Source organism: Zymomonas mobilis subsp. pomaceae ATCC 29192, from assembly GCF_000218875.1.
Classification (GTDB): Bacteria; Pseudomonadota; Alphaproteobacteria; order Sphingomonadales; family Sphingomonadaceae; genus Zymomonas; species Zymomonas pomaceae.
Map to the genome: position 1 here is coordinate 373,991 of NC_015709.1, position 14,552 is coordinate 388,542.

The following is a 14,552-nucleotide window of genomic DNA, read 5'->3' on the forward strand; positions in this document are numbered from 1 at the left end:
AAGATTATTCTGTCGGACAAGTCGATCCTTTTCCGGGGTCGAGATCAAGACAGCGGCCATCGACTTCACCTTTTTTGAGAGGCAGCTGAATAAGGGCGGATAGAGTAGGCATAATATCGACCGTTTCAACCGGCATAGGTTGCTCAAAACCTGAGACATTGGGGGCATAGAATAGAATAGGCACACGACGATCATAATTCCAAGGTGAACCATGAGTTGCAATGGCTTCCCCTTCTCCGTTCACTTTGGCAATAGGTGTAACACGCGGTTTTAACAGAACAATAAGATCTCCTGATCGTAGCGGATCAAAGGATCCTCTTGCCCGTTCGGCTAAAGTCCATAATTCGGGTGACTTAGTGGGTATCGCAATTTTATTCAGTTCCGAGGCGGTAAAGACGGCGGCAACCTGCGGATAAGCCGTTATTTCCGCTTTTGCAGCCTCAATAATCTGAGTTTTAATAGCGGGTGATATATCACGGGAAATATACCAATCTCCATGTGGACTGGTCGCAAATAATAGAGGACGGTTCGGATCAAGATGGAAACGATCAGCCAATTTGGAACTGATTATACTGGGTGTCAAACGAGCATCGACTCGTTGGGCCGTCGGAATACCGCGTAGATTAGCCCGTTCCGGTGTATCAAGGCCGCCGTGATCAGCCGTTAACATCAAAACATAAGGCACGCCATTACGATCAAGGGCAGCGATGATTTTGGCAATATTTTCATCAAGACCGGCCATTTGAGTGCACATTTCTGCACCCTCTGTTCCGTATTTATGGCCAATTACATCTGTGCCAGAAAGACTGATAGTTAAAAGATCAGGTGCATTACCATGTCCAAGTTTTAATTCATCAATTAATCCGACCGCTATATCCGTCGTTGAACGATCATAATCCGGTGTAGACCGAAAAGTTTTAAAATCACCGGCCTTACGAAATACGGGTGTTTTCCCGATAATAAAATGGTTATTTAACTCTAATGGAAGGGCATGATCAGCACAAAATGAAGGCATAATAGGCGTTTCATCTTGTTGTAACAGTGTATTTATCTGTTCATTAACTATTTTTACACTAGCTGGCATCGGCGCTTTTTGATCCGGCAAAGTTACATAAGAATCTTTTCTCCAAAACCACGCCTGATCAATCGAATGTCCTCCCATCATTAAGGCAGCCCGATCTTTTCCGGCTATAGAAATGACCCGACTGTGGGGATTAAGGGCTTTCATACGATCGCCAAGGGTTGGAACTTTCAAATATTGGATAGAAACTTTGTAATTTTTAGAATCGGTAAAGGCCACGGTAGGATCTTCACTACAATAAACTTTCTTATCCGCACGGGTTAAAGAGAGATCATACCAATGATTAGCAATAATACCTGTTCTTGACGGATGATCTCCCGTCAATAAAACAGAATGTCCGGGGCATGTCTGTGTGGCGGCATGGCTATGATAGGCTATCGGATAGACCACACCATTTTGTAGCTGTTTCATCCCCAACCTAAATCGATTCCGATATTCCGAGAACAAATTAGCAGAAAATTGATCAACTGATATTGCAACGACCAAATGTTGTCCTACCCAAGCCCCCACAGCCTTGTCAGAGATTAATGTAGAATCAGCTATTGTCTCTGAAACGCTTGCGGGCGGCGCTGCATCGGCGATCGCTTCCAGCATGGATACAGGCATATAAGCTATCAGTGCAAGGAGGGGCAAACGGCTACGCAGCAGCCGAAAAAAAGAATATGAAAGCAAAAGCTTATCCTTATTTTCATAAAGGTAAGTAGGGGCTTGATCGGAATTATCGTGCCTCTCTCTAAAACAATAATAATAAAAAATATAGAAAGAGGTAAAAGATAGGATAATCTTTACAATGACCTTTTATTTTGAATTAAAAGGTAAATATTCATCTATAACCTTTAATTGTTTAAGGTTATAATTTATATATTTTTAACATTTTTATTTTTTCAAAAAGAAACTCACTAATAAAATTAGTAATAATATTTTTTATTTAAAAAACATAAAATTTAATAACATAATTATAATTACAATTAGTAAAATTGAAAAACTTTTATTTTATTATAAAAATAATCATTTTTTTCTTGTTTAAAGAAACAGCTTTTGCCTACAATCTTTGTTGTAAAAGAAGTCAGAGAAGAAGTTTATGACCGATCATATAGAAAAAATATTAGAGAAGTTTTCTTCTCCCTTATCTTCTGAAAAAGGCTCGGCTGTTTTTGAACAGTTAAAACGCCAACCGGCAGATTCTCTTTTAGCGTTAATTGCACTTTGTCGTGCGGATAAACGTGAAAACAAAATTGATGTCGGGGTCGGTGTTTTTTGTGATGATCAAGGTCATACGCCCGTTATGAAAGCGGTTAAAGCGGCGGAAGTTCATTTGATCAATACCCAAAATAGTAAATCTTATTTGGGGTCTGTGGGTGATGTTGTTTTCTTTCAACAGCTAATGCCCATTATCTTTGGGACAGAGTATACATACCAGAATCGTCTTTCAGGCTTACAAACCCCTGGGGGTACAGGGGCATTACGGCTGGCTTTTGATCTTATTAAAGCGGCTAATCCGCATACCAAAATTCATTATGGGAAACCTACTTGGGCTAATCACGGTCAATTAATTGCCGCAGTGGGTTTAGAAGCTGTTAGCTATCCTTATTATAAAGCTGAAACGCGTGAAATTGATTTTTCCGCTATGATGGATGCCTTGAAACAAATTAAAAGAGGGGATGCCGTTTTATTACATGGCTGTTGTCATAATCCGACTGGATGTGATCTGACTTTGGATCAATGGCAAGAAATAGGAGCGGTTATTGCTAAGAGAGGTTTACTCCCTATCATTGATTTGGCTTATCAGGGATTAGGTGATGGCTTGGATGAAGACGCACGTGGTTTACGGCTTTTGCTAGATCAGCTTGATGAAGCTATCATCACTTATTCTTGTGATAAAAATTTTGGCTTATATCGGGAAAGAACAGGTGCCATTTATGTTCTCTCCGAAAATAAAACTGTAGCAGAAAAAGTTCAGTCTAATCTTACTTCTTTAGCACGGGCGACTTGGTCTATGCCGCCGGATCACGGCGCTGCTATTGTTAGAATTATTCTTGAAAGTGATATTTTGCGCCCCTCTTGGTCAACAGAGTTGCAGGAAATGCAGCATCGTATCAAGACTATGCGCGACCAGTTAGCCCAGGCAGACGCCTATTTTAGACCTTTAAGTCAGCAAAAAGGTATGTTTTCAATTTTACCGCTCTCTTCTGAACAGATTACCCGGTTACGCGTTGAAAAGGCAATTTATATGGCACCATCAGGCCGTATTAATATAGCCGGACTAACATCAAAGACCCTTCACCCCTTTATCGAAGCGGTAAAATCAGTTCTCTAAAAAAATCAAGGCTGTGATGTCTCTAATAACCTTCACGGTAACATTAAACTCCACAAAAAAATAACAAGGTTTATCACCAGTCTGAAAAAGCCCTTAATCAGAATTAAGGGCTTTTTTTAACTATCCGGCTCGTCTCAGAAAAAAAGTTAATAATGCTTCTGGTGTTCTCGCGATAGAAAGAAGCCTATCCCGACCAAGAGAAAACCGACCAAATGCATCCACCCTAATCTTTCACCCAGAAAAGGAACGGCAATCAAGCTTCCAAAAACAGGCATCAAATATAAAAATACAGCGGCTCGACTAGCACCGATAAGATGAACCCCCCTATTAAAAAACATAAAGGCAAAAATGGATGGGCCAATCGCCAGATAAACAATTGCTAATAGCGCTTTGTAGTCGTGGAATGGCAGACTTACGCCTTGCGTTACCTGAAAAGGAAGCAACACTAAAAAAGCTGCAAAAAAACAGGTAAACAGAAGGACAAAAGGATGGATAGGGGGTTTATGACGTAAAAGTGTTGCGTAAAGCGATTGCAATAACATCGCTCCCGTTAAAAGAAGTAACCCGCTTATAGTCGCTGTTGCGCCCCCGCTGCCTCGCGCAAGAATAACTAAAAGAATACCTGTAAAAGCAAAAAATATGGCCATAATACGTCTATGGCTGGGCTTTTCCCCATAGATAAAAAAAGCAAAGAGTAAAATAGCAACGGGTGTAGCAGACTGAATCAACAGAGCGACCGTTGCCCCTGTCGTATGAAGGCCAAGATAGGCAAAAGTATTAGAACCCGCCTGACCTGTCGCCCCTAATAAAAGAATAATAGGCCAAGATTTGAGAATGAATGGCCATTCTTTTCTCAAGGAAGAAGCAACAAAAGGGAATAAAATAAGACAAGATAAGGCCCAGCGCCAGAAAGACAAACTAACAGCCGGTATCGACACAGGAATAATTCGGCCAATTACAAAGTTGCTAGCCCACATAAAGGCGGCAAGCGATAATGTAAGCCACGCGCTATTCCACAGTTTATCCATGATCCCCCGCTTCATTCTGTCTTGAATTTGTCGCTCTTACATTTTTGTAATGTTATTACAAATCAAAATTATCTTTCAAAAAATAGAATAAAAAAAGAGGGTTAAAAACACCTCTGGAAAACCTCCTTATTATTTTTTCAGTCGTCTTTTATCCGAATTTTTCTTTCAAAATTATACAGAAAATATCGCAGCCTTGTGCAAACAGGCGTAAGAAAATCGAGAGCTATATAGAAAGGGAAGCGGATGAAACTTTATGATTATAACGGCGCATCCAACCCACGTCGGGTACGTATCTTTATCGCAGAAAAATCTATTAATATCGAAACCATTCAGGTCGATCTTGCTTCTGGTCAGCAGTTTTCTGATGAGTACAAAAAGATAAACCCTTATTGTGTTGTACCCACTTTATTGCTGGATGACGGTACCGCTATTGGTGAAGTGCCTGTTATTTGCCGTTATCTTGAAGAGATATATCCTGATCATCCGCTTATAGGTTCTACAGCTGAAGAGCGGGCGATCATCAGCATGTGGGAAAGACGTATCGAATTAGATGGTTATTTTTCAGTAGTAGATGCGACCCGTAACAGTAATAGTAATTTAAAAGGCCATGCAGTTACAGGCCCTCATAGCTACGAACAAATTCCGGCTTTAGCCGAGCGAGGAAAGAAACGAACTTTTAGTTTTTTTGAAGATTTGAATAGCCTGTTAGAAAAACACAGCTATGCAGCCTGTGATCATTTCTCGATCGCTGATATTACGGCTGTAGTAGCTATCGATCTTGCTAAAAAGCGCCTTGATATAACGCCCGATTCAGCACTGACACATCTTCATCGTTGGTATAAAGCTGTTTCGGCTCGTCCTAGTATGAAAGCCTAATTTTAAAAATAGATTATTTTTGTATTTTATAAACGGCATAGATTTTCTCTATGCCGTTTTAATCTCAATTAATAAAAATTTTTATTTAAAAAAATTATAAATAAATTTATCGCTCTATTAATTTGTAATTTTAATAATTAATAACTTATTAAAAAGTAATTAAAATACTAATTTTCCAACAAAAGTGATATTTTATCGTTGACTTCTTTCCTACATCTCTCATTCTTGATATTTATAGAACATAACAAGAACAAGAGTATTCGATTATGAGGCATTCTGAACAGGCAACCTCTTATGAGACCTATTCCTCCGCTCCATCGCTATCATCATCACTTTATACAACAAAGATAGCGCATCGTGCCTGCTCTAAAGATTTCACCTCTTTGGAGCAGACATCTTCATGCGAAAATTTTGAAAATTCGGCGGCTAATCATTTACGTCGTGTAGGCTATGTCCCCGTGTGCCACGCGAACATTGTCGATATGACTTTTGAATCGGATGTATGGTTAGTAGGACGGCATATCGTATCCACTGCTGATATGATTACGATGGCAACCTCTCGTGGGTTTCAATCTAAAAACATACAATAACGGCAATAACTCTAAATTTAAAAGGGCTGATTGCCTAAGCTATCAGTCCTTTTTTGTGCTTTAAAATAGTAAAAATAGCCCTTCCTCTACACATTAAGCTATTTTTTTAATTTATTTACATTTTGGAAATTAATTATGATCTTGCTTTTAACAGAAGTGGACATTTTCGTTGTGTCTTTATTCTGTTGGAGGGCGTCTTATGATGACGCCTGCTGATTTTATTCATTGGTATATTAACCATTGGGAAGGAGGCTTATCGCTTGATCCCGCAGATCAAGGTAATTGGTGGCAAGGTCAACTTGTCGGCTCGAAATATGGGATAACAGCGGCGGCGCTTTCCCAAGAACGCAACAGCCCAACAATTACGGCCAAGGACATGGCCGCGCTTACTGAAGACGAGGCGATTAAAATTGGTCTTACTCAATATTACCAAGCCTTTAATTTTAATCAATTACCGTGGAATCGGGTGACAGCTTCAATACTGGATAAAGCGTGGGGATCAGGGCCTAGAACCGCTATCCGGTTATTACAAAGACTGATTAAAGTCGATGCCGATGGGATCATAGGCCCCACTACCATCGCTGCTTATCAGAAATGGTTGCATCATTATGGAGAAGTCCAAGCGGCCAATTTATGGGCAGATTGTCGAGAAAATTTTGATAGCACGCTCAATCAGCCTCGTTTCTTAAAAGGGTGGAATAACCGCACCAATAGTTATCGACCTGATAGTGCATGGTGGTTAACGATGACATAAAATTAGAACAAAACATGAACAAAAATAGAGAGGATCAAAAACATGCGTTTTTACACCGTAATACGCTGGATAAAGGGACGCTTACAAGAACGCACCACATGGGGAGGTTTACTCATCGTGACGGGCACATTGCTGGGGCACGATATGGGTTGGATCAATAATATGGCTCAAGGTATCGGTATGGCGACCGTCGGCGGCACGCTGATTTCTTTTAGCGACCAAGGTAGCAAAAATATTTCCGATCATGGAGCTAATGGCGCATCATGATCAGTATATCCTTAATATGGTCTTTTTTAAAAGGATCATGGCGTCCGATTGCCTGTATTTCAGCAATTATCTTGGTAATAGCGCTTATTCATCACGACGGCTATCGTCGAGGTCGCCATTATCAAAAAGCCCAATATGAAAAGGCCATCGCGCTTGTTCAAAAGCAGGCCGCTAAAGCGCAACAACAGCTTAATACTCTGGCCAATACAGCCCTTCAGAAACAACAGGATCAGGCTCAGAAAATAAGGATTATTAGAGAAAATGTGCAAAAAGTGGTTGCGCAGCCGATTTATCAAACTCTTTGCGGTAATGCTGCTGCTACCCGCTTGCTCGACAACGCACGTCGTGCAGCCAATGCCGGACTTACCAATCAGCCTGATGACGCCTCCCCCAACGCTGCCAGCCTTTCCGCACAACCCTGACAATAGCTTGACAGCAGCGCAGTGGATGGAAGGCAGTGTTAACCTTTATCAGGTCGCCGGTAGTATCAGATTACAATTATTGGAATTACAGGCCGCCGCAGAAGTTCAGAAAAAATTATCTTTAAAAGATAATAGCCATTAATAATTCTAACCTATTCTACGCCTGTATTTTTTATTTCTATACAGGCGTAGAATAAAACAGAGACAACCATTATTATTTATTGGCATGGTAAACAGCGCGCGCGATAGCACGCGCCACACAATCAGCGGCAGCCGATCCAATGCGGGCCACTTCGATATTCGCCATTTTGTCCTCCCCTATATCAATAGCACCGGAAGAAAGCGCAAATAAACTATCCCCATCAAAAGGGGTATGAACAGGGCGTACGGCACGAGCAAACCCGTCCTGTGCCATTATGGCCAATCTTTTGACTTGGTTTCGGTTAAGCTTGGCTGTTGTTGCGATTACCGCTAACATCGTATTAGCCCCTCCCTTTAGGCGAGCCATATCCGTAAGTCGTCCTTCATCTGGAAAAATATCGGGATTGGCCAAAAAAGAACTATCCGGTCTTTTCCCACCAAATTCTTGACCAATTTCAAAAGGCCATGCCCAAAAACTTTGGTTATCTGCCATGTAAGGAGAACCAACAGGATTGGCAGCAACAAGCGCGCCGACAATCAAGCCCCCCCCTAAATCCAGTGAAGCCGAGCCAATACCGCCTTTCACATGGCCCGCCATAGCGCCCCGTCCCGCCCCAACAGATCCTAGACTGAAATCCGCGGCTACTGCCTTAAGGGCTTTGACACCCAAGTGATAATAAGGGGGTCGCTTGCCCCAATTTTTATCCCCTTCATTCGCAAGATCATATAATACAGCCGCCGGAACAATAGGTACTGGATAATGTTGAGGATTGAGTTTTAGTCCCTCACCGCGATAGGCTAATTCTACAGTAACAGCCTCCGCGGCAGCTAATCCAAAAACAGAACCGCCGGTAAACACAAGTGCATGAAGACCCCCGACAAGATTTTCAGCATCTAAAACAGAGGTTTCCCGTCCCCCAGGCCCCCCGCCGCGAATATCAACCGCCGCTGTCCATAAAGAAGGACATGTAATCACTGTTACTCCGCTGACAACGGCTTCATCATGCGCTTGACCAACAAGTATCCCTTCAACATCCGTGATAAGGTTACGTAGGCCGGGCATGGGTCTTTTAATTTTTTCCAAAAGGCACCTTTTATTTAACGAACATCCTGTTTTTTGAAATATAATAATATTTTATATAAAAATTAATATTTTTTATAACAACAATCCGATTATGTATTTTACCCAGTATATTAAGCCATATCAGTCCATAGAGAGATCGTTTTAAAAGACTTGAGAAGGCGTATTACTATTATGTTTTTTATCAGGATCAAAAAATTTTAATAAAGCCTACAATAACTTATATACATCGCCTATTTTAGAAGATGGTTATGAATAGTATTGATCCTCATATGTTACTCAGTGCTTATGCCGCGGGTATTTTTCCGATGTCGGATAGTCGAGAAACCGATGAGGTTTATTGGGTCGAACCTCGAAAAAGGGGTATCCTACCCCTCGATCACTTTCATCTATCCCGTTCTTTGGCGAAGCTTATTCGTTCTGATCGTTTCTATGTCACGGCCGATAAAGCGTTTGAGGCTGTTATTGATAACTGTGCAGAGCCGACAGAAGATCGCCTTGACACTTGGATTAATCCCCCCATTAAAGAGGCGTATTGTACCCTTCACCAATTAGGTCATGCCCATTCTATTGAATGTTGGGATAAAGGTAAACTTGTTGGGGGGCTCTATGGGGTGCGTTTAGGTCATGCTTTCTTTGGGGAAAGCATGTTCAGTAGAGCGAATAATACCTCTAAAATTGCGCTTGCTTGGTTGGTGGCTCGACTAAAGGTCGGGGGATTTTTACTTCTTGATTGTCAATTTATTACTGACCATTTGGCTTCAATGGGTGCCATCGAAATCGAAAGAGATGCCTATTTAAAACAATTAAAGCCTGCCGTTTCTAGCCATTTCTTTAATAAACCGGTTGGCTTATGGCAAGCTTTGGATCAGTTGCCCCCTTTAATAAAAACCAAGGCCTCTCTCCCAAAAAATTATGAACTGAGGGCCGGTTTAGGTGAGGGAGATTCTGATCGGGATGCAGCAGAATTTTTAGTGGAGTCCTTAGAGGCCGAATCTTTTTCAGCACCGCGTCCTAATGGCGCTCGCATCGTACAGCTTTTAGGCCATACATCGTAATCAGGGCTTTCCACGACATTCAAGGCAGGGGCTTCTTTATAAAGCCAACCTGAAAAGATTTTTTGCCAACGATGATTATATTTAAGGGCTTCAATCTGTACAAAAGCCCCTGTCAAATGTTCGTTTTCCCATGGCATAGTCTCTTCACAAGCACGAAGGGTAATCGTGATGTCCTGTAAATGTTCAACATTTCCCGGACGCATTGTCAAATCCTGTGATTGACCTGTTCTCTTATTCAGAAGCCCTAGAACCGCTGTCCGTTGACTCATGGGTAGCAAGCCTTTTTCGACAGGTGCAGGGACAACTTCATAATCTGCACTATTCTCGGAAGGCATATCAACCTCTTCCAGCTGGACATTGTCTGTCCCTTCAGAAGAGGAATTTTCTTCATGACTGTCGAAAAAATTTAGCCATTCTGGACGATTACTTTTTATATCCCATAATAGACCACCAGACAGAAGCACTACTAAAACCAGAAAAACAGCTATTACCCAATGTTTCATGAAGCCTTATCATTCGTTTGATGAGAAGAATCATTTGAAGGTGTTTTAGCGGTACCACCACTGCTATTCAGATAATGGCCAATCAGCCCCATAAGATTCACAGAGCCTTGCGTGTCAAGAATGGTATCACCTTCTTTTAAGAATTTTTCTGATCCACCCGGCATTAAAGAAATATAAGAACTACCTAGTAAACTATCAGACGTGATAGCCGCGCTACTATCAGAAGGCACCGGTATGGTAGGATCTAAGGCTAAAGTCATCATTACCTGATAACTTTGCGGATCAAGCTTTTCTGTTACAACACTGCCTACTTTTACCCCTGCAATTTTTACGTCAGAATCTGAATCGATACCGCCTGCATTAGGGAATAAAGCCTTTATATGGATAGCATTCGCCGCAACACCACCGCCGGTCTTTTTCCATGCATGAATAGCAAAACCTATGGTTGCAATGATTACCAGCAGGCCGACTAACGCTTCTGCGCCGTATTCACGCATAATATTCTTCATCGGACAGTTACATCTCTTTTCTTAAAGATAAGCTTCTTTTTATAAAAAGGCCTTCCATGATGAAAGCTTTTTAATAGGAACAGATATCTATACCCTTATTTTCTTCTCTTATTGTATCCTAAAAAGCGTGAAGGCTTTATGTAAAAGATAAATAGGCTAAATATATTTTGTAAAAATCATCTGATCGTTTCAGTTTTACATTTCTTTCAAGGCAACCGCCAATAAGCCTTTAGGTCCCTGTGTGATATGAGCATACAGTATTTTACCCATTTGAACTTCATGGATACCAGCACGCCGAAAAGTCTCTATATGAACAAAAATATCAAAATTATCGGATATTCGTGTAAAGAAACCATAGCCCTTAGTTCTATTAAACCATTTAACCGTAACAGGTTCAAATTCGGTTATATCATCCATGATGGCTAAAGGGGCTGGTTCTATTTTCTGAACTACAGAAACAGGACTACTTTCTGTAGTTGCCGTTGAAAAATCAAGAGAAAGTATCTTGCAGGCTTTTAAACCCCGTTCATTTTGGGTAGCTAAGCATTCTACGCGTGTACCTTCGGGCAAAGCCCGTCGTCCATGCTCTTGTAAAACGGAAAAATGAACAAGGACATCGCCGATCCCCTTGTCCGCCACCAGAAATCCAAAACCTCTGATAATATCAAACCATTTAATATAGCCCGTAATCGAAAGCGTTTCTAAAAAAGTTGCTATTTTGGGAGGGGGATTAAAAGGATCGTTTGCGTGCAAGTTTAACATTCTCCTTCTCCTCAAAGACAAAACTATCATTTCTCGTAGAAATAATGAAGAAGAAATGTAATATCGTTATGAATTTTATGTAAAAATAACAACATTTTTATGATAAAATTTAATTGTTACTTGTTTTTAGACAACAAAATTTCTCTCAATTTTTTATTTAGGTTATTTCAAACTATAAAAATAAAGCTGTCAGAAAGACAGCTTTATCAAGACAAGATAGCGTTAAGATTTTGCGTCGGTAAAGGCCCCATGACAATGTTTATAGCGCTTACCAGAACCACAAGGGCAAGGTGCATTACGGCTTATTTTACCTACCCAATGGGCAGGATCTGCATCTGATAGGGATTTATTTTGAGCCGCCGCGTCAAGTAAAGCTGTATTCTGATCAACCGTTATTCGATCCCCATCGGCATCGGTCTTAGCTTGATTTTCAAAGAAAACGTTATCCTGAGCAGCCAGGGCTGCCATAATGTCAGGTGAATTTCTTAAAAATTCTGGTAATTCCGGTAATTCTAATGAAGGTTGAAAAAATTCGATTCTGTTTAGATTACGGGTTACATCCTCACGAATAGCTAACAACATACGTTCAAATAGAGCAAAAGCCTCATGCTTATATTCATTGATCGGCGTTTGTTGGGCATAAGCGCGTAGATGGATAATTTGTCTCAGACTATCCAAAACAGAAAGATGTTCTTTCCAATGGTGATCTATGGCTTGAAGTAGGGTATTTTTTTGGAGATCCGCCCAATGTTCCGACGGAATATCTTTGATGCGATCTTGTAAGGAATCCTCTGCCGCCTGAAACACACGTTCGGCCACAATTTCGGGATCAATACCGTCTTCATTCTGCCATTCTTCAACAGGTAATGTTAAATTCAGAATATCCGCCGCTTTTTCTTTCAAGCGCTCTATATCCCATTGTTCAACATAGCTACCTTCAGGGCAGCATTCTGCAACGAAGGCCCCAATGGTTTCTTCCTGCATTTCTTCAACAAGTTCATGAACAGACGGGGCATCCATGATAGTAGCGCGTTGTTCATAAATAACTTTACGCTGCTCATTCATTACATCGTCATATTCAACGACCTGTTTGCGAATATCATAATTACGGGCTTCCACCTTACGCTGGGCCGTCTCGATGGCCTTTGACATAATCGGGCTAACAATTGCTTCACCATCTGCCAGACTTTTGTTCATCATTTTGGCAAACATCGTCTGAGAACCAAAAATGCGTAAAAGATCATCATCAAGGCTTAGATAGAAGCGACTTAAACCCGGATCGCCTTGACGACCGGAACGCCCACGTAACTGATTGTCAATGCGGCGGCTTTCATGTCTTTCTGTGCCTAGAACGAATAAACCACCCGCATTGATAACCTTTTGTTTCTCTTCTGCGACTTCTTTTTTAATGCGTTCAATGGCAGCATCCCGTTCCGAGCCTTCTGGCATATCCCGCAATTCATCCGCCACACGAAAATCAACATTGCCGCCCAATTGAATATCCGTACCTCGGCCAGCCATATTGGTAGCAATAGTTACCGCACCAAAACGCCCTGCCTGTGCTACGATATGGGCTTCCATTTCGTGATAACGTGCATTCAGAACCTTATGGGGAACGCCTTCATGTTGTAAATATTCTGAAAGCAATTCGGATTTTTCAATAGAGACAGTGCCCACTAAGATCGGCTGACCAGAAGCGGCATGCTTCTTGATCGCTTTCGCTATAGCACGGAACTTATCTTCCATATTTTTGTAGAACTGATCATTTTCATCAGCACGTCGTATCGATAGATTAGTAGGAATGGTAACGACGTTCATTTTATATATCTGATGGAATTCCGCGGCTTCTGTAGCAGCGGTTCCAGTCATACCCGCGATACGGGGATAAAGTCTGAAATAATTTTGGAAAGTGATCGAAGCAAGCGTCTGATTTTCAGGCTCTATTTGAACCCCTTCCTTGGCTTCAATAGCTTGATGCAAGCCTTCTGACCAACGACGGCCTTCCATCATTCGACCCGTAAATTCATCAATGATAATAATTTTACCATTTCTAATGAGGTAATCGACATCTCGACGGAACATCAGATTAGCACGCAAAGACTGATTAAGATGGTGGACAATCTGGGTATTTTCAAAATCGTAAAGATTGCCTTCTTCCAGCATATCCGCCGCTTTTAACAGCTGTTCTGCTTTTTCAGTGCCCTCTTCTGTAAGAATAACATTCTTTTGTTTTTCATCGATTTCATAATCTTCAGCCGTCAATTTTTTTACGATTTGATCGACGGCGATATAAAGATCAGATTTATCATCTGTTGGGCCAGAAATAATTAAAGGCGTTCGTGCCTCATCAATAAGAATTGAGTCAACTTCATCAATGATGGCATAGTTGAAGGGACGCTGCACCATTTGGGAACGCGAATATTTCATATTATCGCGAAGATAATCAAAGCCCAGCTCATTATTTGTCGCATAGGTAATATCAGCCGCATAGGCCTGACGACGCTCTTCATCTGAAATGTTTGGCATAATAACGCCGACTGTCAGACCAAGAAATTTATAGACTTGTCCCATCTGTTCGGCATCGCGCTTGGCCAGATAGTCATTCACCGTTACGACGTGAACGCCTTTACCTTCCAAGGCATTAAGATAGCAGACCAAGGTCGCGACCAAGGTTTTACCTTCGCCGGTACGCATTTCGGCGATTTCACCGCGATGTAAAACAATACCTCCGATGATCTGAACGTCATAGTGACGCTGACCCAAGGTACGCTTGGCTGCCTCACGAACCGTTGCAAAAGCCTCCGGAAGAATCTGATCCAGAGTCTCTCCCTTGCTAAGCCGTTCTTTAAATAGAAGCGTTTGTCGGGCAAGTGCCTCATCATCCAAGGCTGCAATACTGGTCTCGAAACTATTTACTTTCTCAACAATACGGCGCAGGGATTTAACATAACGATCATTAGCAGAGCCGAATAAAGCCTTGGCAATAGCGCCGAACATGGGCAGTCCCTAACAATTTCAATGCATGCGATGGATAATAGAACAGACCTGCAAAAGTCTGTTTTTTTAAGCTGATAAACTGACAAGAAGATAGGCAGCCGCCATAATAACGTCAATCATCCCCCCTGATTGTTATTGCCTCTTTTCTCCTTGATCCACTAGTTTT

Annotated in this window: 14 protein-coding genes and 1 pseudogene; 8 read left to right on the plus strand and 7 right to left on the minus strand. The window is 41.5% G+C overall.

Annotated features, from left to right (window positions below):
* Positions 1-4 precede the first annotated feature (4 nt).
* On the minus strand, positions 5-1,753 hold the full coding sequence (locus tag ZYMOP_RS01710; protein ID WP_013933632.1) for an alkaline phosphatase family protein: 1,749 nt from the start codon (positions 1,751-1,753) through the stop codon (positions 5-7).
* A 409-nt stretch (positions 1,754-2,162) separates the two neighbouring features.
* On the opposite strand from ZYMOP_RS01710, the gene ZYMOP_RS01715 reads away from it, so the two are divergent.
* On the plus strand, positions 2,163-3,398 hold the full coding sequence (locus ZYMOP_RS01715) for an amino acid aminotransferase (protein ID WP_013933633.1): 1,236 nt from the start codon (positions 2,163-2,165) through the stop codon (positions 3,396-3,398).
* A gap of 146 nt (positions 3,399-3,544) precedes the next feature.
* Here ZYMOP_RS01715 and ZYMOP_RS01720 read toward each other — a convergent pair whose 3' ends face one another.
* Complete coding sequence (locus ZYMOP_RS01720; RefSeq protein ID WP_013933634.1) at positions 3,545-4,426, minus strand: DMT family transporter; 882 nt, start codon at positions 4,424-4,426, stop codon at positions 3,545-3,547.
* 243 nt (positions 4,427-4,669) lie between these two features.
* Here ZYMOP_RS01720 and ZYMOP_RS01725 point away from each other — a divergent pair, with 243 nt between their 5' ends.
* The 6 genes from ZYMOP_RS01725 (at position 4,670) to ZYMOP_RS09630 (ending at position 7,477) form a co-directional block, all read left to right on the plus strand.
* Positions 4,670-5,302: a glutathione S-transferase family protein gene (locus ZYMOP_RS01725; RefSeq protein WP_013933635.1), complete on the plus strand. Its 633-nt coding sequence runs from the start codon at positions 4,670-4,672 to the stop codon at positions 5,300-5,302.
* A gap of 266 nt (positions 5,303-5,568) precedes the next feature.
* Positions 5,569-5,892: a hypothetical protein gene (locus ZYMOP_RS09185; RefSeq protein WP_013933636.1), complete on the plus strand. Its 324-nt coding sequence runs from the start codon at positions 5,569-5,571 to the stop codon at positions 5,890-5,892.
* A 199-nt stretch (positions 5,893-6,091) separates the two neighbouring features.
* The gene (locus ZYMOP_RS01735) at positions 6,092-6,646 is read left to right on the plus strand and encodes a glycoside hydrolase family 108 protein (RefSeq protein ID WP_013933637.1); all 555 of its coding nucleotides are present in this window, start codon (positions 6,092-6,094) and stop codon (positions 6,644-6,646) included.
* A gap of 42 nt (positions 6,647-6,688) precedes the next feature.
* Positions 6,689-6,913, plus strand: coding sequence for a hypothetical protein (locus ZYMOP_RS01740; RefSeq protein WP_013933638.1), 225 nt, complete (start codon positions 6,689-6,691; stop codon positions 6,911-6,913).
* A complete protein-coding gene (locus ZYMOP_RS01745) occupies positions 6,910-7,335 on the plus strand; it encodes a hypothetical protein (RefSeq protein ID WP_013933639.1) in 426 nt (141 codons plus the stop codon). The genes ZYMOP_RS01740 and ZYMOP_RS01745 overlap by 4 nt, the downstream gene beginning before the upstream one ends.
* Positions 7,336-7,342: 7 nt before the next feature.
* Positions 7,343-7,477 carry a hypothetical protein gene (locus ZYMOP_RS09630; RefSeq protein ID WP_255312299.1) on the plus strand — a complete coding sequence of 45 codons (135 nt, stop codon included), beginning with the start codon at positions 7,343-7,345 and terminating at the stop codon, positions 7,475-7,477.
* Between the two features lie 72 nt (positions 7,478-7,549).
* Here ZYMOP_RS09630 and ZYMOP_RS01750 read toward each other — a convergent pair whose 3' ends face one another.
* The gene (locus tag ZYMOP_RS01750) at positions 7,550-8,539 is read right to left on the minus strand and encodes a P1 family peptidase (protein ID WP_013933641.1); all 990 of its coding nucleotides are present in this window, start codon (positions 8,537-8,539) and stop codon (positions 7,550-7,552) included.
* 269 nt (positions 8,540-8,808) lie between these two features.
* Here ZYMOP_RS01750 and aat point away from each other — a divergent pair, with 269 nt between their 5' ends.
* The gene (gene aat / locus ZYMOP_RS01755; RefSeq protein ID WP_013933642.1) at positions 8,809-9,615 is read left to right on the plus strand and encodes a leucyl/phenylalanyl-tRNA--protein transferase; all 807 of its coding nucleotides are present in this window, start codon (positions 8,809-8,811) and stop codon (positions 9,613-9,615) included.
* Positions 9,616-9,650: 35 nt separating this feature from the next.
* Here aat and ZYMOP_RS09655 read toward each other — a convergent pair.
* From ZYMOP_RS09655 to secA, 4 genes and pseudogenes are all read right to left on the minus strand, one after another.
* A pseudogene (locus tag ZYMOP_RS09655) lies at positions 9,651-10,118 on the minus strand (DUF2155 domain-containing protein); the annotation flags it as partial.
* Entirely contained in the window at positions 10,115-10,627 is a 513-nt protein-coding gene (mlaD, locus tag ZYMOP_RS01760; protein WP_013933644.1) for an outer membrane lipid asymmetry maintenance protein MlaD, read from the minus strand. The pseudogene ZYMOP_RS09655 and the gene mlaD, both read right to left, overlap by 4 nt.
* A gap of 195 nt (positions 10,628-10,822) precedes the next feature.
* On the minus strand, positions 10,823-11,389 hold the full coding sequence (locus ZYMOP_RS01765) for a cold shock domain-containing protein (protein WP_013933645.1): 567 nt from the start codon (positions 11,387-11,389) through the stop codon (positions 10,823-10,825).
* A gap of 222 nt (positions 11,390-11,611) precedes the next feature.
* Positions 11,612-14,386: a preprotein translocase subunit SecA gene (gene secA / locus ZYMOP_RS01770; protein ID WP_013933646.1), complete on the minus strand. Its 2,775-nt coding sequence runs from the start codon at positions 14,384-14,386 to the stop codon at positions 11,612-11,614.
* Positions 14,387-14,552 lie beyond the last annotated feature (166 nt).